We start from the raw sequence: 24052 nt of genomic DNA on the forward strand, positions 1-24052 counted from the left end.
AACTCCTTCGTTTGCAGGGGCGGCCCTTGTGGATGCCCGACAGGTGGGAAGCGCCATGCCATTGCCGGGGCACCCTTGTGGATGCCCCTGGCGTGCGCCATTTACTTCCAGCTCATTTCCCAGAAGCGAACCAGTTCATCGGGGTAAGCCTTGAACGACAAGTCCTTGTTCGCCACGTAATACACCGGCAGAGACCACAGCGGAACGCCGTAGGCCTGATCGGCGATGCGGGTCAGCGCCTTTTTATAGGCGTCTTTGCGGACCTGGGGATCGACCGAATTATTCCCTTTGTCGAGCCATTCCTTGACCTGTTTGTCTTGTGTGACGTCGTCTTTGCCACCGCCATAGAAGACGGGCGTGGAAGCGGACACGTCGTTGACCGAGAAGGAGCCCCAGGTTTGATTGATGAGTTCGGACTTATTGGCGCGATTCATGTCGCGCATGGCCGCGTACTGCAGGAAGTTCAGCTTGGCCTTGATGCCCACGGCTTGCAGGTAGTTGATGATGGCTTCAACCTGGCTGCGCTCCCGGTAGGCGAGGATGCTGATATTGAATCCGTTGGGAAAGCCCGCCTCGGCCAGCAGCTTTTTGGACAATGCCGGATCGTAGGTGTAGCGCGGCGCACCCTCGTCGGTGCAGCCGAACTGCGACGGGAAGCACATGGTGTTGAGTACGCGCGAGCCGGCGCCGACGATGTTCTTGGCGATGGTTTCGCGGTCGATTGCGTGAATGATCGCTTTGCGTACACGGATGTCTTTCAGTTCCTTGGCTGCCGGGGCGCCATCCTGCATGTTCATTTGCAGGAACGAAATACGCATGGTTTCACCGCTGACGACTTGCAGCGTTGGTACCTGGGCGGCCTGCTCAGCCTGGTCTTTAGGCACATACATGATGAAATCCACGCCCGAGGACAGGGCTTCGGCCATCTGGGTCTGGCGGTCCGGGATGAAACGGATTTCAATTTTTCCTATCTTGGCATGGGCCTTGGGCGAATCGGCGAAATAATGCGGATTGCGCACCAGCGTAATGGATTTGCCCGGCGTGTATTGCGACACCATGTAAGGCCCAGTGCCGACCGGCTTGGCGTTCATGCCCTGGGGGCCGACTTCCTTGTAGTATTTGGCAGGGTGTATGACGACCGGACCCGCCAGGTATTCGATGGCCGCCGGGAAGACCCCTTTGGTGGTAAGGCGCACCTTGTATTTGCCGAGCTTTTCCGCCTTGGCAATCCAGTTGACGTTCTGCTGGGTGGTTACCTTGTTGTTGGGATCGGCAATGAAGTTCAGCGTATACACGACGGAGTCTGCGTCGAAGTCTTCACCGTTATGGAACTTGATGCCCTGGCGCAGTTCGAAATCGATGGTGTGGTCATCGACCTGCTTCCAGCTTTTCGCGAGCAGGCCCTTGTATTCGTTGGTTTCCGGGTCGCGATAGATCAGCGTATCCCAGACGTTGGCGCCGATGATGACGCCGATGCGCACATTATTGAAATAGGGGTCCACGCTTTCCGGCGCCTGGTCGTAGGCAAAGCGCACGGTGTCGTCTTTTTTGTTGGCCAGGGCCGGGCTGCTCAGGGCCATCAAGCCGCTCATCAGAGCACACGCGGCAAGGCGTGTTAACAGGCTTCCAGTTTTTAGAATATCCATAATGTCCCCTAAAAGGTAGATGTGCGCATTCCGCGTCTGGGTTTTCACATGTGGTCTGACCACTTCTGGCCATTTAACTATAGACCTCAACTAGTTTGCTCTTGTGGTTTACCCTAAATCGCCATGACAGAAACAGGCGCAGGGGTGTGTTGTACAAACCCCAGCGCCTGCTTCCAGGTGCTTGATCGTCGCAATGGTCCCGCATGGCGATCAGGTTTTGGAAGGGAACACCCAAACCTGACCTTCAGGCAGTACCAGATGGTAGTCGCCAGGAGTGCGGCTGGCCGCGCCGTAGGCCCGCAGAGCCAGGGCCTGGGCCGGATTGTCGTTCGCTGCCCGGAACAGATATTCCCATCGATCCCCGAGGTACATATTGGTTAGCAAGGGCATTGCCAGGCTGTTGTCGACAGCGTTTTCGGACAGTTGCACTTGTTCGACGCGGATTACTGCCACGGCATCGTTGCCGCTTTCGAGGCCTTGCCCCGCCTTGCCCCACAAGGACCAGCCCGGGCCTTCGATGCGGGCTCGGCCATCTTGTATCTGGCTGACGCGGCCCTGCAAGCGGTTGTTGCTGCCCATGAATTCGGCACAAAACAAGGTAGTGGGGGCGCCGTACATTTCCTGGGGCGTGCCTTGCTGTTCGATTTTTCCGTTGTTCAGCAGCAATATGCGGTCGGATATCGCCATTGCCTCGCTCTGGTCGTGAGTAACCATCAAGGCGGAGAGGCCCAGCCGCATGATGAGTTCGCGCAGGAAGGCACGGGCTTCTTCGCGCAGTTTGGCATCCAGATTCGATAGCGGCTCGTCGAGCAGCAGTACCGGGGGGTTATAGACCAGGGCCCGGCCGATTGCCACCCGCTGTTGTTGGCCGCCCGACAGTTCGTGCGGATGGCGCTGGCCTAAATGGCCCAGGCCCAGTTGGTCCAGCACGGTTTGCACTCGTTCGCGTAATTCGGCGCCTGCAACCTTGCGCAGCTTCAGCGGGTAAGCCACGTTTTCAAATACGGTTTTATGAGGCCATAGGGCGTAGGACTGGAATACCAGTCCGAGATCACGGAATTCGGCGGCGACCTCTGTGCCTGCGACGCTATCGAACATGACGCGTTCATTGATGGTGATGCGTCCTTGCTTGGCGGCTTCCAGGCCGGCGACGGCTCGCAGCAATGTTGTTTTGCCGCTGCCCGAAGGGCCGAGCAGCGAAACGACTTCGCCGCGCCGCAATTCCATGGATACACCCTTGAGCACCGGATTGGTGCCGTAGTCGAGATGCAGGTTTTCAACCGTGAGTTCAATCATGAAGCTTTACTCCGAATCGCAAGGCCACGCCCAGGCCGGCCACCACCAGGACAATATTGATAAAAGACAAGGCGGCCACGATGTCGATGGCACCCGAGGCCCATAGGGAAACCAGCATGGAGCCTATGGTTTCGGTGCCGGGCGACAGCAGGTATACGCCGGTAGAGTATTCGCGCTCGAAAATCAGGAACATCAGCAGCCACGAACCGATCAGGCCGTAGCGCGCCAGCGGAATGGTGACATGGCGCGTGATTTGCGCGCGTGTTGCCCCCGTGCTGCGGGCGGCTTCTTCGAGTTCGGGCGCCACTTGCAATAGAGTGGATGAAATCAGCCGCAGGCCATAGGCCATCCACACCACCGAATAGGCGAGCCAGACGCTGAAGATGGTGGAGCGCAGGCCGCGCAGGCTTTCGATGACGTTGTCGCGCAGCCATTGGGCCATGGGCAGTACCGAGAGCCAGCCGTCATCCAGCGAGTTGTCCAGCAGCATGGGCACGAACAGGAAGACCCATAAGAAGGCCAGGCCGGCCAGCAGGCCGGGCACGGCGCGCGGCACCAGCACGCTGTAGTCCATGAAACGGGTGATGCCATCGGGCTTGCGATGCATGGCCAGGCCGATGGCTGTATAGCAGGCCACAGCCAGGGCACCGCCCACCACGCCTATGGCAATCGAGTTGACAATGGCGCGCATCAGGGTGGGTTGCGAGAGTATGGTGCGAAATGCCTCTACCGACAGTACGTCGAATAGCGAGACGCCCATTCCCCAGTTGGAGACGAACGAGCGCAGGAAAACGCCGGCCAGCGGTACCACTACGGCGAGCAGCAACCAGAAAACAACGACCGCGCCCGCCAGCCAGCGCCATCTCCCCAGGGGCAAGGGCCGCGCGCGCGAAGCCTTGCCCTTGAGTGTCACGTAGCGGTTGGCGGAACGCATGAGCCGGCGCTGCAGCATCACCAGCGGAATCGTGAAGGCAATAAGAACTACGGCAACCGCCGCCATCAGGTGGTAGGAAGGGGTGCCCAGCTTGTTGGTGAGTTTGTACAGATAGGTGGACATCACCAGATGGCCTTCGGGGTCGCCCAGCACCAGCATCAGGCCGAATACTTCCAGGCCCAGGAAGAACAGCAGCACCGATGCGTACAGCATGGCGGGGCGCACCATGGGCAGGCTGACCGACATCATGACTTGCAGGGGCCTGGCGCCGGCAATCCGCGCGGCTTCTTCAACGTCGGAGCCCATGCTGCGCAGTGCCGAAGAGATATAGAGGTAGGCGTAGGGGACGTGAGTCAGCCCGGCAATGATGACAATGGTGCCAAGGGAATAGATGTTCCAGGGGACGAAGCCAAAGAGGTCTTTTGCCCACAGCGAGAAGAAGCCGACAGGGCCGGCGGCCACCACGTAGCCGAATCCCAGGACCATGGGCGATACGAATACCGGCACGAGTATCAGCGGCTCGATCCAGCGGCGCCCCGGGAGATCGGTGCGGATCATGAGGAAGGCCAGCATTCCTCCCAGCGGCACGGCAATGATGAAAAGCCCGAACGCCAGAATGAAGCCGCTTGTAAGCGCCTTCAGAAAGTCGGGATCGGCGAAAATGAAACGAAAAGCCTCAAGCCCCACATGCTTGGACGGCATAAAAAAGGGCGCCGACAGGAAGCTCTGATAAATAATCAGCGACAGCGGTACATAAATTGCCAGTGCGGTAATAACTACGACTACGCCGCGTGGCAGCGATTGCCATTTTGTGCGCAAGGAATGCATGGGAGCCCCCGTGTTTTTCGATCCCGCAGGGGTACCCATGTGGGCGCCCCTGCACATGCCACCTTTTGTTCGAGGCACAAAGGGCGGCCACAAGGGCCGCCCCCGGTTAGCTTACTTGCCCGCGGCGGTGCGCCATTGCTTGATGAACGCAAGGCGCTTGTCTTGTTGCAAATAGTCGAGCAGGGATTCGTTGACCGGAATGGGCTTGAGGGATTTGCCCAGTTTCTTGGTCATGCCGTCGACATCGTTGTCGCCATCGATGTCATCGCGCACCGACGCCAGGTCTGCCTTGTTGGCCAATACATCCTGGCCGCGCTTGGACAGCAGGTAGTCGAGCCATAGCTTGGCGGCGTTCTTGTGCTTGGCCTTCTTGCTGATAAAGGCAACGCGCGACAGTACCAAGGTGTAGTCGGTAGGATAGGCTACGCCGATCGACGGATCTTTTTTGGCGCGTGTTTCGGCATAGGAACCAAGGATGTTGTAGCCGATCAGGTTTTCACCCGAAGAGACCCGTTCCATCATGGTGCCGGTGGACGACTGTACCACCAGGCCCGCTTTGCCCACGTCGCGGACGAAATCGAAGTATTTCGGATTATCGAGGTTGTCTTGTACGGCGAACATGAATCCCACCGCGGATTTCTCGATGTCGTAGGTGGTGACTTTGTTCTTGAAGCGGTCGACCTGGCTGCTGACCAGTTTGGCCAGCGCGGCGTGCGTGGTGGGAACTTCTTCTTTTTTGATCAGGCGCTTGTTGTAGATGAATACCGCAGGTTCATAGGTGGTGCCGTAGGCCTTGTCTTTCCAGACCGACCAGGAGGGCACCTTGGCTATTTCCTGGGATTTGTACGCCAGGGCGTAGTCGACAGCCAGTTTCAGGGCGGAATCCATGGACGAGCTCCAGACGATGTCGCCGCTGGCGCCGCCCGCTGCCTGTTCGCTGATGTAGCGGTTGTAGATTTCGGTGCTGTTCATGTCGTTGTATTCGACTTTGACGCCTGGATAGAGCTTTTCAAAGTCTTTCACGACGGGGTTGGCCGCTTTGGTGTCGGTGGTGGAATACACGACTACCTTGCCTTCCTTGTTGGCGCCATCGATGAGCTTCTGATAATCGGCCGGATAGCCTGCCGGCACCTGGGCCAGGGCGGTTCCGGTTACAACGGCAAAGGCGGCAGCGCACGCGGCCGCCAGACGTGATGGTCGTAGCATAAGTCTTCTCCTGTAGATTTTTATAAAGGGATAGTGAATTCCCGTTCCCGTGGCTATGATAGAGGAGCCGGCGATTTATGGCTACTGCCATGTTTGCGCCCGGCAGCCGAAGCGCTCTCGAACGGTGCTCGATTCGTTGACACGTTTGGATCCGCATTTGGCGGGAATCCGGCTTAATATGAGGCGTTTTCGTAGCTGTTTGATGACGGGGAGAAACCTCATGACGCACAGTGAAAACACCGATACCAGCCCGGCGTGGCTGTCCGGGCTGGCAAGCTCCATGACGGTGGAGCACGATTACTACGCGCAAGTCGAAGGGCAGTTGCCGGCGGCCTTGCAAGGTACTCTTTACCGCAATGGCCCCGGCCGTTTCGATCTGGGCGGCGTGCGCAAGCAGCATTTGCTGGACGGCGATGGAATGATCCAGGCTTTCGACTTTCAAGACGGCAGGGTAAGGTACCGCAATCGTTTCGTGCGCACCGAGAAATATCTTGCCGAGGAACAGGCCGGACACCTGAGCCTGCCTACCTGGACGACGAGGGCGCCGGGCGGTGTCCTGAAAAACATGGGCAATCGCATCAAGTCGCAGGCCGGAGTCACGGCAGTGGTCAAGCATGGCTGCCTGTATGCCTTTGACGAGGTCGGGCTGCCTTATGGCCTGGATCTGCAAACGCTGGATACGCTGGGCGAACAGCAGCTTGGCCCGCCCGGTACGCATATCGACTACAAGGCCCATACCAAAACCGATCCCAAAACCGGTGCCTGGCTGTTGCTGGGTATTGAAAACGGGCCGCGCATGCATCTGCACCTTGCCGAGCATTCCGTGGATGGTGCTTTGCTGCGCCATCAGCGTATTGCGGCGCCGCGATCCTTTTATATTCACGACTGGTTTGCCACGGAACACTATGCGCTGGTGCTGCTGCATCCGGTCAAGCTTTCTCTTGCAAAGTTCTTGAGCGGCTGGGCCAGCTTTACGGACAGTCTGCAGTGGAAGCCCGAACTCGGGAATTTGCTCCTGGTGATAGACCGCGAGGGTATCAAGGCCCCAATCGTACTGGAAACCTCGGCATGTTTCATGTGGCACAGTGTGAATGCCTTTGAAATGAAGGATTCCATCATCGCCGATTTTGTAGGCTACGACGAGCCCGATCATTTTCTCGGCTCCAATGCCGCGTTCAAGGCGATCATGCAAAAAAGGCAGGGCGAGCAGAATTATTCCGGCACGGTACGGCGCTATTTGATCAATCTCGAGCAAAAACAGATTACCGAAGACGTGCTGAGCCAGGAAAACCATGAGTTTCCCATTGTCAATCCTCGGCTAGCCTGTTACCGCAGCCGCTACGGATATTTCTCCACGGCATCGCACAGCACGGCTTTCCATAACGGCCTGGCCAGGCTGGACCTGGACACCGGCAAGCGCGATGCCGTCCACCTGGGCGGCGATTATCATCTGGGCGAACCGATATTCGTGCCCGATGGCGTGGCGGCCGACGAACCGGGCTGGCTGCTTTCCTTGGGCCTGGACGGTAAATCCGGGCATTCCTTTTTAGGTATTTTTCGTGCCGAACGCCTCGCCGACGGGCCGGTGGCCAGGGTGTTGCTGAATCATTCCACCCCGCTCAGTTTTCATGGCTGGTGGCATCGGCGCCCAGTTTGAATCCAAGGAGAATCTCATGCGCAGGAATTCAGTATTTTTGTCGTTCGGTCGCACGGCATCTCGTGCGCGTTTGCCGATTCTGCTGTTTGCGCTTTGCTGGCCATCCATTGTCCTGGCGGCTAAGCTGACAGTCGAAGTTTCAGGCCTGCATAATGCGCAAGGGAAGGTGGCGGTTGCCGTATTTGCAAGTGCCGAGGGTTTTCCGAAAGACGATTCCAAGGCGATACGGCGCGTGATGCTGCCTATAGATGGCGCGTCGCATTCGGCCAAAACTGTTTTTTCGGACATTGCCCCGGGCACGTACGCCATTGCCGCCTTCCACGATGACAACAATAGCGGCAAACTTGAAACCAATTTTTTTGGCGTGCCGAAAAAAGGCTACGGCTTTTCAAACAACCCCAGACCAAAGATGCGTGCGGCCAATTTCGATGAGGCCCGTTTTACGGTTCCAGCCGAAGGGGCGAGTGTCGGAATTCAGTTGCAGTATTGAGTCGTGAATACTTTTCGCTATTTTACAGAGCAAGCACATAGGACACAGTATGAAAATGATTGCGTGGTTGATGTTGGCGGCGGCATTGTTGCCGGTGGTCGCCGCGATGATATCCAAGGGAGGGGGGAAGGGCTATGACAACAACAATCCGCGCCCGTGGCTGGAAAGGCAGCAAGGATGGCGAGCGCGGGCCAATGCCGCGCAGATCAACCTGTTCGAAGGGCTGCCGTTCTTTTATGCGGCGGTGTTATTCGCCCTGCATGCCAATGTCGATCCGGTCTATCTGGGCAAACTGATGCTGGCCTGGGTGATTGTGCGGCTCGTGTATCTGGGTTTATATATCGGTGGCTATGGCGCCTTGCGGTCCCTGGTCTGGGGCGTTGGCATCGCTGTGAATATTGTCATTCTGTTTTCCGCTGTTTAGAGCATTTTTTGTTCGGGTTGTTTACGGGATTCGATGTTTGGATAGCTTTGGTATTTGCGGTTTGGTATTTAAAGACGCCGTCTATCGGGGCTTGGGGCCAGGTCCGGCACGGCGTGCTTGATCCGGATTTAGCGCGGCAAGGCGGGCGTCGGGCGAACTCGCATCGCCCCGCGGCGCGGGTCGATACTCAGACAGCGCCCGACGACTTCCCCCGCCTTGCCGCGCTAAATCCGGCGCACGCCTTACGCCGGTCCTGGCCCCAAGCCCCGATAGACGGCTCGCGTCATGGCATGCGTGGAATGAACCCGCTCGCATCCATAGTTCATGGGGTTGCACCTAAAGGATAGTGAACGTGCCCATCTCCATCAAGTGGCCGCGTATACCTCGATTGACGACTCGATGTACTAAGCGCCCGCCGCTCCAACGTATCCCTCTATGCATTTCCTCAACGCGAGCCGCAGGGTGGGCGGTGCTGTGTAGTCCGGCGGTAGTCCAGCGCCGGGTGCTGACGAAGGGAAGGCGGGGGCTTTCGGCGGGCCCTGTCTGAGCAGTGCCTCGCGGGCGAGGCACTGCGAGTTGGCCCGACGCCCGCCTGGACGAGGCAGACCCGGGCAGTCGGGGCGCGCAAGCGCCTCGACCGCTGGACGTGCCGGACTGCACAGCACCGCCCACCCTGCGGCGTCTTTATAGAATTAACCGCCGCCAACACAACAACGCACAGTCCAAAAGCCACAGATCAAGCCTAAAAACAGCTCAACACGAAAGTCACTGAAACGCACCCAGTGCCATAAACACGTGAACCAAGAAAGCTCTAATTCAGCGTAGTATTGGTGCCGAGCATTGCATTCAGAACCCGTAGAGTTCCGCTGGATTTTCGACCAGGATTCGATTTCGTACAGTCTCATCGGGAGCCCATTGCGTCAGAAGATTGAGCAATGCGATATCGTCGGGCCCATTCCCTTTTTCGGTCGGATGCGGCCAGTCCGAACCCCACACCATGCGCTGGGGCGACAAGCGGATAAGAGCCTGCGCAGTGGCGACAGTGTCCGAATAGCCGTCTTTGCCGGAATTCAGATAAGCGCCGGACAACTTGATCCAGGTGTTGCCGCGTGCGACCAGCCCGGCGACGACATCCAATGCTTCGTGCGTGGACCCAGTTTCCCCATGCAGGCGCAGCATATGATCGAAAACCAGAGTCCCTGGAAGGCGCTTGAGCATGGCGCCGTGTTCAACGATTTGGCCGGGAAGCAGATGCAGCTGGAGATGCCAGCCCAGGCGCTGCACCCGGCGGGCAAGCGGTTCGATCATATCGAATGTAGTTACCGCGGTGGCAGGATTGAATAGTGTGAATCGTATGCCGCGTATCCCACCGGCGTGCAGGGTATCAAGCTCGGAATCGGCCACATCCGGATGCACTACGGCGATGCCGCGAGCGTCTTTTTCGCCAAGTTCGGCGATGGCGTGCAAAGTCGCCCGGTTGTCTGTTCCGTAGATTCCGGGTGCCACCACAACGACTCTTTTCAGGCCCAGCTTGTGCTGCAGTAATTTATATTCGGGTACGCCCAAAAATCGTGGCGGCTCAAGGCCCGTGGCCCGCTTCGGAAAACGCTTGTCGTAGATATGAATATGCGCGTCGCATGCCTGGTCGGGCATTTGCGCCGAGTTTGCAGGCTTCGTTTCCATTCCTTATTCTTCCCTGTTCAATGCGATGGCCGCGGGAAAGAGATCCCAGCAGGCGATGAACAGTGCTGCGCATAATGGCCCGATCACAAAGCCATTCAGTCCGAATACAGTGATGCCGCCCAGCGTTGAGATCAGGATGACATAGTCGGGCATCTTGGTGTCTTTGCCTACCAGTTGAGGGCGCAGAATATTATCGACCAGGCCTATGACCAGCACGCAGAAAAGCGTCAGGACCACACCTTGCCAGATGGCCCCGGTAACCAGAAAGTAAATCGCCACGGGCGCCCAGACCAGGGCGGCCCCGATCGCGGGCAGCAGCGAGAGGAAAGCCATCAGCACCCCCCACAACAGGGCGCCTTGAATGCCCAGGAACCAGAAAATAAGGCCGCCCAGCGCACCTTGCGTGGCGGCCACGACAATATTGCCCTTGACGGTGGCGCGCACGACAGTGGCGAACTTGCGGTATAGATGCCGCTGGTGATCGTCGCTAAGGGGGATCAGCAGTTTGCTTTGCCGGGCCAGTTGAGCGCCGTCGCGCAGCAGGAAGAACAGCAGGTACAGCATGACGCCCATGCCGATCAGGAACTCGAATGTGTGTTGCCCTACGCTGACTGCCTGTGTGGCCAGGAATTTGCTGCCTTGCAAGGCTGCGGCGGAGAGTTTTTCCTGCAGGCTGAAGATGTCGCTGATGCCGAGGCGGGTTAGGGTATCGTGCACCGATGCGGGCAGGACATTGACGATCTGTTCGAAGTAATTGCCCAGATTCAGGTCTCCGGAACTGATCTGTTTGTAGATGATCGCCCCTTCCTTGAGCAGGACCCCGGTAATGAGGATCATTGGAATAATCACGATCAGGATAATGATAAGCACGGTCGTCAGGGCGGCGAGGCTGGGGCGCTTGTGCATTCTGGCAAGCAGCCGCCGGTGCAGCGGCGTGAAGACGATGGCCAGGATTACGCCCCAGAAAATGGCGCCGTAATAAGGCAGCAAGACCCAGACGAATGCCACGGTCACGGCAAGCAGCAGTATCAGGAATGAGCGGAAGTAGAGGTTGGAGTTTTCCATCCAGAATCCAATGAATAGGGGTGGAGGGCGAAAGCGGTTGCTGGCGCAGCACACCGCGCCATACCCCGGATAGCGCCACAGTTAGGCAATTCTAAGCGAAACTCTGGATAGTTACCGTTACACATGTGCCTGTTTGTGCCGCTTCGTCTGAGTAGCCGATATGCACTTGCGCTCCGATTCGACCGGCAATCGTCTGGACAATCGACAAGCCTAACCCCGATCCTATGGCTCCATTGCCCGCTATGCGATAAAAAGGGTCGAAAATCCGGCTGCGTTCTTCGGGAGAAATGCCCGGCCCCGAGTCGCGGACTTGCAAGACCACCTTGCCTTCGCTGACGTACTCGGACAGATCGATCCGTCCGCCGTCGGGCGTATAGCGAATGGCGTTATCCACCAGATTTCTGACTATGGTGATCAGGTCGATTTCGTTGGCCAGGATTTCCGCCTCGGCTGCACCTTCAACGCCGATATCGATGTTCTTGGCTGTCGCCAGAGGCATCAAGTCTTCCAGTACGCGCCGGTAAATGCGTTCCACAGGAACCGCCGCGACAGGCTTTACCGGCTCGGATTGCACTCGGGCCAGGGTCAGCAATTGATCGAGCAGGTTCCTTCCTCGTTCAATGCCCCGGCGCAGGGTAGCGACTCGCTCCCGGGCGGCGTCCGGCATCTCGGCGTCGGCGAGCCGCTCCGCCTGTAGAGACAGTGCGGTCAGCGGCGAGCGCAGCTCGTGGGCCGCGTCGGCCACGAAGCGGCGCTGGGCCTCCATGGACTGCGAAACACGATGCAGCAATTGATTGATGGCAACGACGAAAGGCCGAATTTCCGTAGGCAGCTTGTCTGGCGCGAGGGGGTGCAGCTCCTGCTCGCTGCGTTGTTCTATTTCGACGGATAATGCCGCGATAGGCCGGAACATCGAGCGTACGAGGGCGGCAACCACCAAGAGCAGGAGGGGCATCAGAATCAGAAGGGGCATCAGTGTGCGCAATGCACTGTCCCGGGCGATTTCGTCGCGGATGCCGGTTTCCTGGGCCACGGCGATACGCTCCCCGGTAGCCAGGGTTTTGACCAGGACCCGGTGCGGCTCGCCTTTTATCTTGACGGTCTGGAGGCCATCGATCAGGGAGGCGGGCAATGCCGGAGAAGGGTTCGCATCGGCGCTGTTCCCGTTTGCGGCGTTTCCCGACAGATACTGCACGATGACTCGCGACTCTTCGTTGCTGCCGGGAAGTCTGCCCCTGTCTCCCAAGTGGGCGTCGGGCAAATGCCGGCGATCGAACAGCGCCGCAATCTGGCGCAGTGTGTCGTCCTGGAGTTCCTGGGCTTCATTGAATGCCGCCGCAAAAGAAAACACGCCGGCGATCAAGGCTACCGCCAGAATCGCCAGCAGCAGCCAGAAGGAGAGTCGAAGCTGGATCGAGCGCTTCAGTCGCCCTTTGAAACCATCCATCCCACCCCCCTGACATTCTTGATGACTTCGCTTCCCAGCTTTTTGCGCAGTGTGTGGATCAGGAATTCGACCGCATTGCTTTCCACCTCGTCTCCCCAACCGTATATTCGCTCTTCCAGGTTGCTGCGGGAAAGAATAGCCCCAGGCCGCACCATCAGGGCTTGCAGCAAGGCGAATTCCCTGCTGGAGAGCTGTGTTGCCTCGATCCGGCCATGCGTATGAGCCTCACGTGTGGCCGGATCGAGCGACACGATTCCATTGCTCAGGACAGGGCCTGCCGTGCCTCCCTTGCGGCGCAGTACGGCCCGCATGCGCGCAAGCAGCTCGGCCATCTCGAAAGGTTTCAGTATGTAGTCGTCCGCGCCGCTGTCCAGCCCACGAATCCGGTCGCCCAGATCGTCGCGCGCTGTAACAATGAGCAGGGGCACAGGATTGTCTTTGGCGCGAATGGAAGTCAATACGTCCAGGCCGTCTTTGCCGGGCAAGCCGAGGTCAAGCAGCACGAGGTCGTAGTGCTGGCAGGCAAGCGTATCGAGGGCAGTTTGCCCGTTCTTCACCCAGTCGGTGGCATAGGAAGCGTCTTTCAGAGCGTCTTGTATGGCTTGCCCTATCATCGGATCGTCTTCAACCAGCAGTATCCGCATTCACCCTCCCTGTGGCGCCACTTATGTATTGGAATATTAATCCAGAGTTTGGCGCAAGAGGCTTAGGCCTGCCTTAGCTCCGCCGGGCGGCGTCCGGGGCAGCCCTTGTGGATGCCCATTGGAAAGTATGCATGCGCGCCAAACAAAAAAGCCTTTCGATTTCTCGAAAGGCTTGATTTTGTTGGCTCCCCGACCTGGGCTCGAACCAGGGACCTGCGGATTAACAGTCCGTCGCTCTACCGACTGAGCTATCGGGGAATTAAAGAAGCGAAACTATAGCATAGAATTTTAGGTGCTTGCAAACTGACGCGGCCTTCGATCATCAATGCGCGGCGGCCGCAACATCTCCCGCGCCGGAGTTCATCTTTCTGGGGCGCGCAAACCAGACCAGGATGATCAGCGCCAAAAAGATAATTGCCGAGGCGTAGAAAATATCGGTGGCGGAAATGGTAAACGCCTGCTGGTTGATGAGATTGTTGATCAGCGATGCCGACTGCGCCTGATTCAATCCTTTGTCGTGCAGGCCTGCCATGGCCATATCGAAGGCCGGCTTGCCCGGCCTGGCAATTTCGGTCAGTTGGGCGTGATGCAGGGCAGCGCGATTTTCCCAGAGTGTGGTGGTAATCGAGGTGCCGAATGCTCCGAAGACCAGGCGCACGAAATTGGACAGGCCGGCTGCGGCGGGAATGCGATGCGGCTCCAGCCCCGACAGGGTGATTGTTGTCAGGGGAATGAAGAACATCGCCATGGCCGCACCCTGGATGAAGGTGGGTATCATGACCGTGCCCAGATCAACTTCGGTATTGAAGTCGGCCCGCATGTAGCTGACCAGGGCGAAGATCAGGAACGACACGGTGACGATGTAGCGCGGATCGTGCTTGCCCAGCAGTTTGCCGACAATGGGCGAGAAAATGATCGCCAGGATGCCGACGGGAGCCGAGGCGATCCCGGCATCGGTGGCGGAATAGCCCAGGGTGCTCTGGAGCCACAGGGGAAGCAGTACCACTGTGCCGAAAAATACCCCGTATGCCACCGAGATGGTCACTGTGCCGGAGGTGAAATTGCGGCCTTTGAACAGCGTAAGATCTATCACCGGATGCTTGGCAGTCAGCTCCCAGATCACGAAAAACACAAATGACACGATGGCGACGACCGCCATGGTCGTAATGGCCGAGCTGGCGAACCAGTCCAGTTCCTTGCCTTTGTCCAGCATCAACTGCAGCGCACCCACCCACAGGACAAGCAGTGCCAGGCCGGTGCCATCGATGGGCAGCTTGATGCGCGCCGAGTCGCGGGTTTTATAGATCTGCCAGGAGGCCCATCCGGCGATCAATCCCACGGGCACGTTGATGTAGAAGATCCACGACCAATTGTAATTGTCGGAGATCATGCCTCCCAGCAAAGGCCCTGCAACAGGCCCGACCAGCACCGTGATCGACCACATGGCCAGTGCCATGCCCGCCTTTTCTTTGGGATAGCTGCCCAGCATGAGCGCTTGCGACAAAGGGATCATGGGGCCTGCAACGGCCCCCTGTATCACACGGAAAATCACCAGCGATTCCAGTGACCACGACAATCCGCAGAGCCATGAAGCCAGCACGAACAGCAGGGTCGACAGGACGAACAGGCGCACCTGGCCGAAGCGCTGAGTCAGCCAGCCCGTCAGCGGAACGGTAATGGCGTTGGCCACCGCAAACGAGGTGATGACCCAGGTGCCCTGCGTGGCGCTCACGCCGAGGTCGCCGGCGATCGTTGGAATGGACACGTTTGCAATCGACGAGTCGAGTACATTCATGAAGACGGCGGCGGACACGGCAATGGTACCGAACAGGCGTGCCTTGCCTTCGAGCGGCAGGTGCACGACGGGCTTGGGTTTGCCGGCCGGTTTCGGGGCTTTAGGCTCTTCGGAGCTCATGATCCAAGATTTTCTTTGATGATTTTATCGATGAGTGCATCAGCACCATTCTTGTTGTCTTCGAAGACACTGGTTTCAAGTTTGGAGTTGATGTTTTTGTCCACGGCTTGTTTGCCAGGGTCGACGAGATGGACTTCAGCCACCATCGACAAGCCTACGCGCAAGGGGTGATCGGCCAGCTGCTTGGGGTCGAGGGCGATGCGCACGGGGACGCGCTGCACGACCTTGATCCAGTTGCCGCTGGCATTTTGCGCGGGAAGCAGGGCGAAAGCGCTGCCGGTGCCGGCGGCAATGCCCTGTATCTTGCCGTTATAGCTGACGTCGCTGCCATAGAGATCGGCGGTCAGTTTCACGTCCTGGCCAGGCTTCATGTGGGCGACCTGGCCTTCCTTGAAGTTGGCTTCGACCCAGACCTGCTGCAGCGGCACAAGAGTCATCAAGGGAGTGCCTGGGCCGACGCGCTGTCCGACCTGGACGGAGCGCTGTGCGACCATGCCGTCGACCGGAGCGGGCAAAACGGTACGGGCGCTGGCGAGCCAGGCTTTGCGCAACTGATCGGCGGCTTGCTGCACGTCGGGGTGGGCTGCAATCGTTGTGTTGTTCGTCAGGGCCTGGTTGGTTTCAAGCTTGGCCTTGGATGCGGCCAGTGCTGCCTGGACCTGTGCCAGCCCTGACTGCGCCGCCTTGACGGCGGTTTCGGCATGAAGGATTTCTTCGCCGCTTATGCCGCCCGATTTGGCCAGTGTCTGGCGCCGCTTCAAATCGCTTTGCGCCTTGTTCAGATCGACCCGGGCACGCTCGATGTCGGCCTGCCGCACGGCAATATCGGCCTTGAGCGCATCGTTTTGCACAAAAAGCGTGTGCGTGTGGCGTACGGCCTGGGCCAATGCCGCTTCAGCCTGCTTGAGGGCGACTCCGGCATCGGTGGGGTCGAGTTTGATCAGCGCCGTGCCTTTTTTGACGTGCTGGGTGTCGTCGGCATCGATCGCCACGACTGTTCCCGCTATTTGTGAAGTGACCTGCACCAGGTTGCCGTGCACATAGGCGTCATCGGTGGATTCGTAGTGCGAGGCCACCACGAACCACCAGACGGCGTAGCAGATGCCCAGGACAATAAAAATCAGTGCTGCGGTAAGAAGCAGGGGTTTGCGCTTGGAGGCCGATTTGGTTTCGGTAGTCATAACTGTCTCGTGTTTCAGTGAGTCGTGTATCAGTATCAGTGGAGTGCGCCGGCCTTGGGCATTGCGGGGACATTGCCGGGCGACGTGCCAGCGGCCGGCGCGGAGCGGTATCCGCCACCCAGCGCTGTAGCGAGTTGGGCATCCAGGTTATAGGCGCGCGCCTGCAGATCGGTGTCCAGAATGGCTTGTTTCTGAACCTCATTCTGTGCCAGCAGCACTTGCACATAATTGCCCAGTCCGGAGCGATAACGCTGAACCGCAATGTCATAGGCCGACGAAATGGCGGTGTAGCTGGCGTGCTGATCGACGATCTGCTGTTGCAAGGCGCGAATCGCGGTGCTGGCATCGGCCACCTCCCGCACTGCCGTCAGCACGGCCTGGTTGTAATTGGCAATGGCCAGGTCGCGTTCGGACCGCTTCGCGTTCAGTTGCGCATTGAGCGCCCCGCCATGGAAAATCGGCAGGGTAATAGCGGGCCCTGCGCCGTAGACCTTGCTGCCGTTTTTCAACAGGTTGTCCAGCCCCAGCGACATGAACCCGGCAAAGGCGGAAAGATTTACATCGGGAAAGAATTCCGCCTTGGCGGCCGAGATTTCGCTCGAACTGGCTTCCACCAGGCGCTTTGCCGCGACGATATCGGGGCGTCTTCCCAGCAGGTTCATGGGTAGCATGGCAGGCACACCGGCGGCCACGGCCGGCAGCTTGGCGCGTTCAATGCTCATGCCTCGGTCCGGTCCGGCGCCAACCAGCGCCGACAACTGATGGCGCAGCAGGTCGGCATTGGTGCCGACCTGGCTTAACTGAACCTTGGCGGCTGAAACGGCTGAATCGGCCTGGTTGACTTCAACCTGTGTGTCGAGCCCGGCAACGACGCGTTGATGCGTGATCTTGGCGACGTCTTCAAGCTGCCTGACGATTTGCGCGATAACCTGGTGTTGCGCCAGTGCATTTTGCAGATTGAAATAGCTTTGCGTTACGGCGCTGACCAGGGCATTGCGCGCCAGCTGCGCATCGGCCTTGCTGGCTTCAACGCGTGATACGGCCGCGGCATAGCGTGCGCGGTTCTTGCCCCACAAGTCCAGGTCGAAACCCAGCTGGAGCTGCAGGGTGTTGTCGGTTTGCATGGAACCCGCGTAAGGCGGCGGATAGATGTAGTTTTCCGAAAAGCGCTCGCGTGTCATTTGATAATTGGCGTTGAGCTGGGGCAGTTGCACGGCTCGGGCGCCGCTGACAGCTGCGTTGGCCATGCCTAAACGAGCCTTGGCCGCGGCCAGCGACGGATTGTTTTGCAAGGCCTGGTCGATCAGGCTGTCAAGCTGTGGATCTTTATAGCGCAGCCACCATTGTTCGGTTGGCCAGTCGATGGCCGCGGTCTGCAGGCCAAGCTGCGCGCCCTGGATTTCCTTGAGTCCGGGCTCTCCAGGATTGATGGCCGCACAACCAGTCAGAGCGGCAAGCAGCAAAAGAGGTAATAGGGGTTTCATACTGACATTAAACTGAATTTGATTGATCGGGTCGTATCTGACTAGGCAATAATTTAAGCAGGACCTTGGAGGTTATGCAAAGGTACAGGCAAGCTATTTACGATGAATGTAAGAGTGCGGAATTAATGAGCGTCTTGATCGAGCGAGGAGTCCATACAGGCGCCATTGTCTATCATGCGTCGCAGGAACTTTAGCAGCGTTTCGGTTTCCTTTTCCGAGAATCCGGCAAGATGGGCGTTCAGGGTATGGGCTACGGCAGGCAAGATGTCTTTAACCACCTTGGTGCCGCTTTCGGTAAGTTCCAGATTGACGACGCGGCGATCTTCCAGACAGCGGTGCCGGGTAAGGAACCCCTTGGCCTCAAGGCGGTCGAGAGTGCGGGTCATGGCGCCTGTATCTACATTAGTGACACGCGACAGCTCGGCGGGCGTGTGGATGTCGCGGTGGCAGATCAATACCAGGGGCTTCCACTGCATGGCGGTCAGGCCCAGGGGGGCGACGCCCAGATCGATGTTGCGATTGATCGAGGCGTATACGTTCTTGATAAGATGGCCGACGTTGTTGGTCTCGCAAAGCGATTCTTCGTTGGGGCTGTAAAAAGTCGACTGGGCGTGTGCCCGCGCGCTTGCCGGTGCGGCGCCGCGCGCGGCTTCGTGAGCCGCGGACTTGCCTGCCGCTGAAGGTGCTGGGGAGAGAGAAGTCTTGTCGTGTGCCATGGAAAGAATTCTAGCGCGAATTTATTGCCTAGGCAACTACTGACTTCTCATTATTCTTTTGTGCAGCTAATAATTCCACAAAATAGCAACAGATCCGCCGGGCTTTTTGGCCAGACCTGTTTGTCGCTGGCTTGCCATGGCTCAATCGTGCCGCATTGATTGTTCGATTTCTTCGCGGTGTACATCGTGCGTGACGAATCCCGCGTCATTGTCGGGCATGGCCAGGCGATTCGGCTGGGCCAGGGTGTCGCGTATGTCCTGCAGCCCGCTGGCCCAGCGTCCGCGCATGGTGGCCAGGTCGAATTGATAATCCTTGTAGTACTGTTCGTAGGGCTTGTCGCGATAGATGAGGTGCACGACGTTATAGTGCTTGCTCGACGAAAGTTCCTGGGCCAGTTTGCAGTAGTGCTCGCTGGTCCGCGCCTCGGCCGGGACGTCTTCGAGCACATTGAGCAGCACGTGCCTCAGATATTGGGTCCAGCGCAGGTGTTCGGTAACCAGGCGCGTGCGGCTTGAGTATTGGATTTCCTTGATGCGATCGGATACTTCGCTCATATTGGCAGGCAACCGGCCGCGCGCGCTCCACAAGTCCACCTGGAATACCAGTGTATCCTTGCGTGGGCGCGTATTGAGCACGTCGGACAAGGGCGTATTCGAGACCAGGCCGCCATCCCAGTAATACTCGCCATCGATTTCTATGGCTGGAAAGGCAGGGGGCAGGGCACCCGAGGCCATGAAGTGCTCGGGCCGCAAGGCGATCTTGGTGTTGTCGAAATAATTGAAATTCCCGGTACGCACATTGACGGCACCCACCGATACATGCAGTTCGCCGGAATTGATCCGATCGAAATCGCAAAGCCGCTCGAGCGTTTCCTTCAGTGGGCTGGTGTCGTAATAGCTGGCTTGGCCGGGGTTGCTCGAAGCGGTGAATGCCGGCGACGGGAAACGGGGCTTGAAAAAACCTTTCTGTCCGTCCATGACCGCGCTGGCGGCGCTCAGGGCGCTCATTGTCTGGCGCACGGCGTCGCCCAGGTTGAAAAAGCTCTGCTCTATAAACGGATTGGGCGCCAAACCCAGGTTCGGCTGGCAAATGGTTTCCCAGAATTCGACCAGTCTTGCAATGCGTTTTTCGGGAGGGTTGCCGGCGATGATGGCGGTATTCAGCGCGCCGATCGAGATGCCCGACAGGCGGTCGGGCTCGATGCCTGCCTCGGACAGACCCTGAAAGACGCCTGCCTGATAGGCTCCCAGAGCCCCGCCGCCTTGCAAGACCAAGGCGATAGTTTCATAGGGCGGCAGCCCGAGTTCACGATCTTTTTCGCTCCATTTGCCGCGTGCGGCGATTGCCTGCGGGATCTCTGCTTTGATTGGCATGTTCAACGCGCTTGTCTTGCGGCCGCGCGCAGGCGCGGCTTTGACGTGGCCCGTTTTCTTACCCCGGGTTTTCCGCGCGCGCGGCGAAGGCGAGCGGGGATTGTCGGTGGAAGCGGTTGCAGCGGAGAACAGTTCTAGTTGAGTTGTCATGACAGTCCAAAGCGTAAGGCGTTGGTTTTTAGTGTAGCCGACCGAGAGCGCCGGGCGAGGGACCTGCGATCAGCGTGCGCCGGCGTTCAGGCTGGCGATAAAGGCCTCGATAAGCGCTCCCCGATAGCGTGCCTTGTGCAGTACCAGCGACAGGCGCCGATGCAGATCCAGGAAGGGAGTATTCAGAATGGCCAGGCGCCCTACGGCAACGGCGTCGCCAGTCGCCGTGGCGGGCAGGCAGGCGATGCCCAGCCCAGCGATGACGGCCTGCTTGATGGCTTCAACCTGCCCGAGTTCCAGCACGATCTGGCCAGGAGGAAGTGAATTCATCGCCTGTTCTGCCAATGCCCGCATTGCCGAGCCTGGCTCGCGCAGAATCCATTTGGCGTCTTTGAAGTGGCTGGGTTGCAGCCGGCGATGTTGGGTCAAGGGATGATTGGCCGCGGCGCAGACCACCAGTGCGTCGTCGCGCCAGGGTTGGACGTCGAGTTGTGGGTGGTTGACAGGGCCTTCCACGCACCCCACGTCTATCCTGTGTTCCAACAGCCCGGCCACTATCGTATCGGTGTTTTCGACGCTGACAGTCAGGGAAACCCGAGGATGCGCGGCGACGTAGGGGCCCAGCAGCTCGCCTACCAGGTAATTGCCTATGGTGTTGCTGGTGCCCAGGCGCAATTCTCCTTTCAATTCCAGGGGATTGCCGCTGGACTGACGCAGCATTTCGTGCATGCGCTCAACGACTTCCTGGGCCATGGGAAGCAATTCCTTGCCGCGAGAGCTTAAATGCAGGCGTCCGCGTGTCCGATCGAACAGGGGGGCGTTCAACTGGCGTTCGAGTTCGGCCAGCGCCATGCTGACGGCCGGTTGCGTGACAAACAGGCGCTCGGCCGCCGTACGGACGCTACCTGTGGCGGCAATGGAGACGAAGACTTCAAGCTGTCGTATGCTGATTCCAATCATCAATAAATCTTATACGATAAATAAGTATTAATGAATTTTTTTATATTGTTGGCGAATTTAAAATAACTTCAGATTATTAAGATATGCGAGTCTGTAATGTTGACGTCAACGCCTTCCTCCTCTCAGGCAGTATCCCACCGGCCTCTGGCAGCGCCCATCCATCATGCCGGAGGCCGCCGCAGCAGCCGTCTGGCGCCGCCGAAATCATCGCCTTTATATGGATTGGTGCTGGCGATGGTGGTGGGCATGGCCGCCCTGTACCTGGGGCGCTGGGCTCCGATTATCGGCGGACCTGTATTTGGGATTGTATTGGGTATTGCAATCCGCAATTCCGTGGGGGTGGGGCCGATATTCAAGCCCGGCCTGGGGTTTGCTTCCAAGCAGGTGCTGCAGTGGTCGATTATCGCCTTGGGGTTTGGCCTGAGCATCCAGCAGGTAGCCAAAACGGGCGTGGAGTCGCTCTCGGTCACCCTGGTGACGATTTCAGCGGCTTTCGCCTCGGCGTATTTCCTGGGCAAGTGGCTGGATATTCCCGCCAAGCTGAAAGTTTTGATTGGTGTGGGGACGGCGATTTGCGGTGGCTCGGCCATTGCGGCCGTTACGCCCATCATAAAATCCGACGATCATGAAACGGCGTTTGCAATTTCCACGATTTTCATCTTCAACATTGTGGGTGTCCTGACTTTCCCCTTGCTGGGGCATTGGCTGCAGATGTCGGATGCGGGCTTTGGCATGTGGGCCGGCACAGCCATCAACGATACCTCTTCGGTGGTGGCTGCCGGCTATAGCTACAGCCACGCCGCCGGCGACTATGCCACCATTGTCAAACTCACCCGTGCAACCTTGATCATTCCCATTTGCCTGGCCCTGGCTTTTTATGAAGCCTGGCGGCATAAAAAGCAGGGCGGCACCGATTTCAGCCTGGCGCGCATTTTTCCCTGGTTCATCCTGTGGTTCCTGGTGGCGTCGGGGGTACGTTCGGCAGGGATCATTCCCGATGCCTGGAATGGGGTCATTCATTTCATGGCCGAGTTTCTGATTATCGTGGCGCTTACCGCTATCGGCCTGTCCTCGGATTTACGCCGCATGGCCACCGCCGGCATGCGCCCCTTCCTGCTGGGCCTGGGCGTGTGGTTGTCCGTATCGCTCAGCAGCCTGTTGGTGCAGCACTATATGGGGTCGTGGTAGTTCACTTAAAGAACGCGAATGGCGGCTGACCGCAAGGGGGTGCCCCTTGCGGTCAGCTTCGGCGCTCGATTCAGCCGGTTTTGCGCTTGCCCGGCTGCCCCCTGTGCGGGCGTTCTTTTATGATTTCCACCTCCAGCATGCGCTGTGCGCGCAGGGTGATCTTGTCCAGGGCTTTCCTGAGCACACGCAATTCGTCTGCATCCAGATCCTGGGTGACCTGGGCGTTCAGCTCGACGATGGTGGGCATGATCTGCCGGTAGAGCGCGTGGCCGGCCTCGCTGACGTCGATGAAAATATTGCGGGCGTCGCGCGAATTGCGATGGCGGATCAGCCAGCCTTTGTTGCACAGTGTGCTGATGGTTCGCGAGGTGCGTACCAGATCGAGATTGGCCGCTTTGGCCAGCGCCGCCGAGCCGAGCCGGCCGTTGACGGCCGCGGTGGCCAGGATGCGCCATTCCCGTCGCGTGATATTGAACCGGCCTTCGCACAGGCGCGTGAAGATCGGATTGGCCCCGGACCACGCTCGATAAATGCGAAACACCGTCATGTCCTGGATGGTTGGCTCGGGCACAACAGGCGCGGGGCTTGCGCCTGCCCGAGTGCTGCGGCCGGGTGAGGGCCGGGATGCTGCCTCGACCATAAGTGTTTTCCCTTGTTGCCAGATACTTGATTAGATCAATTACCGGCGTGCTTGTTAAGCTGCAAATCATAGTCATATGAAAATCAGGAGACCATCATGCACGGCAATCTATTAAAAATAAAGGCGATTGTTGCTGCGATCGCGGCGTGTTCGAGCCTGGCCATGACGGCCGCCCATGCCGAATCGGCAAAGCTCGATGGGCCCTTGACGCTGGTGGTCGGTTATGCGCCGGGGGGAACTTCGGATCGCACCGCCCGCATTGTTTCGCAAGAACTGCAGCACAAGCTCGGAGTTTCCGTGATTGTGGAAAACAAGACCGGCGCGGGCGGCCGCATCGCTGCCGCGTATGTCAAGGCGACGCCGGCGGGCAAGAATGTATTGCTGTTGGGCAATCCGGCGGTAATGGTGGTGGCGCCATTGGTGTACAAGCAGTTGAACTATGACCCCGTCAAGGATTTCAAGCCGGTGTCGATAGTGACCAAATATGGCTTCGGCGTGGCTGTGGCGGCCACAAATCCCATCAAGAATTTGTCTCAGCTCATCGAGTGGGCCAAGGCGCATCCCAAAGAGTTCAATGTGGGCGTGCCGGCTACGGGCAGCCTGCCTCACTTTTTTGCATTGATGCTTGCCGGGAAAATCGGTATCAAAGGGCAAGTGATAGGCTATCGCGGATCGGCGCCCGTCATGACCGATCTTATCGGCAATTCGATTCCGGTGGCCATCGATACGCTGGACGTGCAGACTCCGCAGCATGTGGGCGGGAAAATCCGTATCCTGGCCACTTCGGGCGCCAAGCGTGAAATCAGGACGCCGGATGTGCCTACTTTTACACAGGCGGGTGTCGGGCTCGAGGCTTTTGGCTGGAATGCGTTCTTTGCCCCCGCCACCATGCCCGATGCCAAGGTCAAGATCCTGAGCCGGGCTATCATGGACACTCTTTCCACGCCCAGCGTGCAGAAAATCCTGGAACAGAACGACCTGGTCCCTGTTGTGGCCGGCGCCGCTGAAACGAGGAAAATGGTCGATGCGTTCCGCAAACAATGGGCGCCGGTTGTCGAGAGTTCAGGCTATGTGGTGGAAAAATAGGCGGTCCAGGCGCTGAGGCCGCAGGCGGCTCGGGCCGT

General features: G+C 58.5%; 20 protein-coding genes and 1 tRNA gene. 5 read left to right on the forward strand and 16 right to left on the reverse strand.

Annotated features, from left to right (window positions below):
- Positions 1-101: 101 nt before the first annotated feature.
- The 4 genes from ACYVIS_RS13805 to ACYVIS_RS13820 all read right to left on the reverse strand — a co-directional run bounded on the left by ACYVIS_RS13805 (position 102) and on the right by ACYVIS_RS13820 (position 5910).
- Positions 102-1646 carry an ABC transporter substrate-binding protein gene (locus ACYVIS_RS13805; protein WP_232743728.1) on the reverse strand — a complete coding sequence of 515 codons (1545 nt, stop codon included), beginning with the start codon at positions 1644-1646 and terminating at the stop codon, positions 102-104.
- 210 nt (positions 1647-1856) lie between these two features.
- Positions 1857-2942 carry an ABC transporter ATP-binding protein gene (locus ACYVIS_RS13810; RefSeq protein ID WP_232743727.1) on the reverse strand — a complete coding sequence of 362 codons (1086 nt, stop codon included), beginning with the start codon at positions 2940-2942 and terminating at the stop codon, positions 1857-1859.
- Positions 2935-4704, reverse strand: coding sequence for an ABC transporter permease (locus tag ACYVIS_RS13815; RefSeq protein WP_460874227.1), 1770 nt, complete (start codon positions 4702-4704; stop codon positions 2935-2937). Before ACYVIS_RS13815 ends, ACYVIS_RS13810 begins: the two co-directional genes overlap by 8 nt.
- Before the next feature lie 111 nt (positions 4705-4815).
- A complete protein-coding gene (locus ACYVIS_RS13820; protein WP_232743726.1) occupies positions 4816-5910 on the reverse strand; it encodes an ABC transporter substrate-binding protein in 1095 nt (364 codons plus the stop codon).
- A gap of 220 nt (positions 5911-6130) precedes the next feature.
- Here ACYVIS_RS13820 and ACYVIS_RS13825 point away from each other — a divergent pair, with 220 nt between their 5' ends.
- The 3 genes from ACYVIS_RS13825 to ACYVIS_RS13835 are packed head-to-tail and all read left to right on the forward strand — an operon-like array spanning position 6131 to position 8481.
- Entirely contained in the window at positions 6131-7567 is a 1437-nt protein-coding gene (locus ACYVIS_RS13825; protein WP_232743725.1) for a carotenoid oxygenase family protein, read from the forward strand.
- Positions 7568-7583: 16 nt separating this feature from the next.
- Entirely contained in the window at positions 7584-8057 is a 474-nt protein-coding gene (locus tag ACYVIS_RS13830) for a DUF2141 domain-containing protein (protein ID WP_460874214.1), read from the forward strand.
- Positions 8058-8106: 49 nt separating this feature from the next.
- Complete coding sequence (locus tag ACYVIS_RS13835) at positions 8107-8481, forward strand: MAPEG family protein (protein ID WP_232743723.1); 375 nt, start codon at positions 8107-8109, stop codon at positions 8479-8481.
- 846 nt (positions 8482-9327) lie between these two features.
- Here the strand turns inward: ACYVIS_RS13835 and ACYVIS_RS13840 are convergent.
- The 11 genes from ACYVIS_RS13840 to ACYVIS_RS13890 all read right to left on the reverse strand — a co-directional run bounded on the left by ACYVIS_RS13840 (position 9328) and on the right by ACYVIS_RS13890 (position 21100).
- Positions 9328-10164 (reverse strand): amidohydrolase family protein, encoded by an 837-nt coding sequence (locus tag ACYVIS_RS13840; RefSeq protein ID WP_460874215.1) that lies wholly within the window; start codon positions 10162-10164, stop codon positions 9328-9330.
- 3 nt (positions 10165-10167) lie between these two features.
- Entirely contained in the window at positions 10168-11229 is a 1062-nt protein-coding gene (locus ACYVIS_RS13845; RefSeq protein WP_232743721.1) for an AI-2E family transporter, read from the reverse strand.
- A gap of 91 nt (positions 11230-11320) precedes the next feature.
- Positions 11321-12676, reverse strand: a complete 1356-nt coding sequence (locus tag ACYVIS_RS13850; RefSeq protein ID WP_460874216.1) for an ATP-binding protein — start codon at positions 12674-12676, stop codon at positions 11321-11323.
- Positions 12652-13320: a response regulator transcription factor gene (locus ACYVIS_RS13855; protein WP_232743719.1), complete on the reverse strand. Its 669-nt coding sequence runs from the start codon at positions 13318-13320 to the stop codon at positions 12652-12654. Before ACYVIS_RS13855 ends, ACYVIS_RS13850 begins: the two co-directional genes overlap by 25 nt.
- A gap of 182 nt (positions 13321-13502) precedes the next feature.
- Positions 13503-13578 (reverse strand) — tRNA-Asn (locus ACYVIS_RS13860).
- A 64-nt stretch (positions 13579-13642) separates the two neighbouring features.
- Positions 13643-15235 (reverse strand): DHA2 family efflux MFS transporter permease subunit, encoded by a 1593-nt coding sequence (locus ACYVIS_RS13865; RefSeq protein ID WP_255696642.1) that lies wholly within the window; start codon positions 15233-15235, stop codon positions 13643-13645.
- A complete protein-coding gene (locus tag ACYVIS_RS13870; protein ID WP_232743718.1) occupies positions 15232-16416 on the reverse strand; it encodes an EmrA/EmrK family multidrug efflux transporter periplasmic adaptor subunit in 1185 nt (394 codons plus the stop codon). Before ACYVIS_RS13870 ends, ACYVIS_RS13865 begins: the two co-directional genes overlap by 4 nt.
- A gap of 35 nt (positions 16417-16451) precedes the next feature.
- Complete coding sequence (locus ACYVIS_RS13875) at positions 16452-17900, reverse strand: efflux transporter outer membrane subunit (RefSeq protein ID WP_460874217.1); 1449 nt, start codon at positions 17898-17900, stop codon at positions 16452-16454.
- Between the two features lie 122 nt (positions 17901-18022).
- Positions 18023-18616 carry a MarR family winged helix-turn-helix transcriptional regulator gene (locus tag ACYVIS_RS13880; protein WP_460874218.1) on the reverse strand — a complete coding sequence of 198 codons (594 nt, stop codon included), beginning with the start codon at positions 18614-18616 and terminating at the stop codon, positions 18023-18025.
- 141 nt (positions 18617-18757) lie between these two features.
- A complete protein-coding gene (locus ACYVIS_RS13885; protein WP_460874228.1) occupies positions 18758-19990 on the reverse strand; it encodes a patatin-like phospholipase family protein in 1233 nt (410 codons plus the stop codon).
- 219 nt (positions 19991-20209) lie between these two features.
- Complete coding sequence (locus ACYVIS_RS13890; RefSeq protein ID WP_232743715.1) at positions 20210-21100, reverse strand: LysR family transcriptional regulator; 891 nt, start codon at positions 21098-21100, stop codon at positions 20210-20212.
- Positions 21101-21196: 96 nt separating this feature from the next.
- Between ACYVIS_RS13890 and ACYVIS_RS13895 the strand changes: the two genes are divergently transcribed.
- Positions 21197-22288, forward strand: a complete 1092-nt coding sequence (locus tag ACYVIS_RS13895; RefSeq protein WP_460874219.1) for a YeiH family protein — start codon at positions 21197-21199, stop codon at positions 22286-22288.
- Positions 22289-22358: 70 nt separating this feature from the next.
- Here the strand turns inward: ACYVIS_RS13895 and ACYVIS_RS13900 are convergent, their stop codons facing one another.
- Positions 22359-22928: a MarR family winged helix-turn-helix transcriptional regulator gene (locus tag ACYVIS_RS13900; RefSeq protein ID WP_232743714.1), complete on the reverse strand. Its 570-nt coding sequence runs from the start codon at positions 22926-22928 to the stop codon at positions 22359-22361.
- 96 nt (positions 22929-23024) lie between these two features.
- Between ACYVIS_RS13900 and ACYVIS_RS13905 the strand changes: the two genes are divergently transcribed.
- On the forward strand, positions 23025-24014 hold the full coding sequence (locus tag ACYVIS_RS13905) for a tripartite tricarboxylate transporter substrate-binding protein (RefSeq protein ID WP_232743713.1): 990 nt from the start codon (positions 23025-23027) through the stop codon (positions 24012-24014).
- Positions 24015-24052 lie beyond the last annotated feature (38 nt).

This window comes from Paralcaligenes ginsengisoli (assembly GCF_054781135.1).

Coding starts and splice junctions, on each gene's coding strand:
- ACYVIS_RS13875 (WP_460874217.1), bottom strand. CDS start 17,900: ATGAAACCCCTATTACCTCTTTTGCTGCTTGCCGCTCTGACTGGTTGT.
- ACYVIS_RS13840 (WP_460874215.1), bottom strand. CDS start 10,164: ATGGAAACGAAGCCTGCAAACTCGGCGCAAATGCCCGACCAGGCATGC.
- ACYVIS_RS13805 (WP_232743728.1), bottom strand. CDS start 1,646: ATGGATATTCTAAAAACTGGAAGCCTGTTAACACGCCTTGCCGCGTGT.
- ACYVIS_RS13820 (WP_232743726.1), bottom strand. CDS start 5,910: ATGCTACGACCATCACGTCTGGCGGCCGCGTGCGCTGCCGCCTTTGCC.
- ACYVIS_RS13880 (WP_460874218.1), bottom strand. CDS start 18,616: ATGGCACACGACAAGACTTCTCTCTCCCCAGCACCTTCAGCGGCAGGC.
- ACYVIS_RS13885 (WP_460874228.1), bottom strand. CDS start 19,990: ATGCCAATCAAAGCAGAGATCCCGCAGGCAATCGCCGCACGCGGCAAA.
- ACYVIS_RS13855 (WP_232743719.1), bottom strand. CDS start 13,320: ATGCGGATACTGCTGGTTGAAGACGATCCGATGATAGGGCAAGCCATA.
- ACYVIS_RS13895 (WP_460874219.1), top strand. CDS start 21,197: ATGTTGACGTCAACGCCTTCCTCCTCTCAGGCAGTATCCCACCGGCCT.
- ACYVIS_RS13815 (WP_460874227.1), bottom strand. CDS start 4,704: ATGCATTCCTTGCGCACAAAATGGCAATCGCTGCCACGCGGCGTAGTC.
- ACYVIS_RS13890 (WP_232743715.1), bottom strand. CDS start 21,100: ATGATTGGAATCAGCATACGACAGCTTGAAGTCTTCGTCTCCATTGCC.
- ACYVIS_RS13865 (WP_255696642.1), bottom strand. CDS start 15,235: ATGAGCTCCGAAGAGCCTAAAGCCCCGAAACCGGCCGGCAAACCCAAG.
- ACYVIS_RS13830 (WP_460874214.1), top strand. CDS start 7,584: ATGCGCAGGAATTCAGTATTTTTGTCGTTCGGTCGCACGGCATCTCGT.
- ACYVIS_RS13825 (WP_232743725.1), top strand. CDS start 6,131: ATGACGCACAGTGAAAACACCGATACCAGCCCGGCGTGGCTGTCCGGG.
- ACYVIS_RS13810 (WP_232743727.1), bottom strand. CDS start 2,942: ATGATTGAACTCACGGTTGAAAACCTGCATCTCGACTACGGCACCAAT.
- ACYVIS_RS13845 (WP_232743721.1), bottom strand. CDS start 11,229: ATGGAAAACTCCAACCTCTACTTCCGCTCATTCCTGATACTGCTGCTT.
- ACYVIS_RS13900 (WP_232743714.1), bottom strand. CDS start 22,928: ATGGTCGAGGCAGCATCCCGGCCCTCACCCGGCCGCAGCACTCGGGCA.
- ACYVIS_RS13850 (WP_460874216.1), bottom strand. CDS start 12,676: ATGGATGGTTTCAAAGGGCGACTGAAGCGCTCGATCCAGCTTCGACTC.
- ACYVIS_RS13870 (WP_232743718.1), bottom strand. CDS start 16,416: ATGACTACCGAAACCAAATCGGCCTCCAAGCGCAAACCCCTGCTTCTT.
- ACYVIS_RS13835 (WP_232743723.1), top strand. CDS start 8,107: ATGAAAATGATTGCGTGGTTGATGTTGGCGGCGGCATTGTTGCCGGTG.
- ACYVIS_RS13905 (WP_232743713.1), top strand. CDS start 23,025: ATGCACGGCAATCTATTAAAAATAAAGGCGATTGTTGCTGCGATCGCG.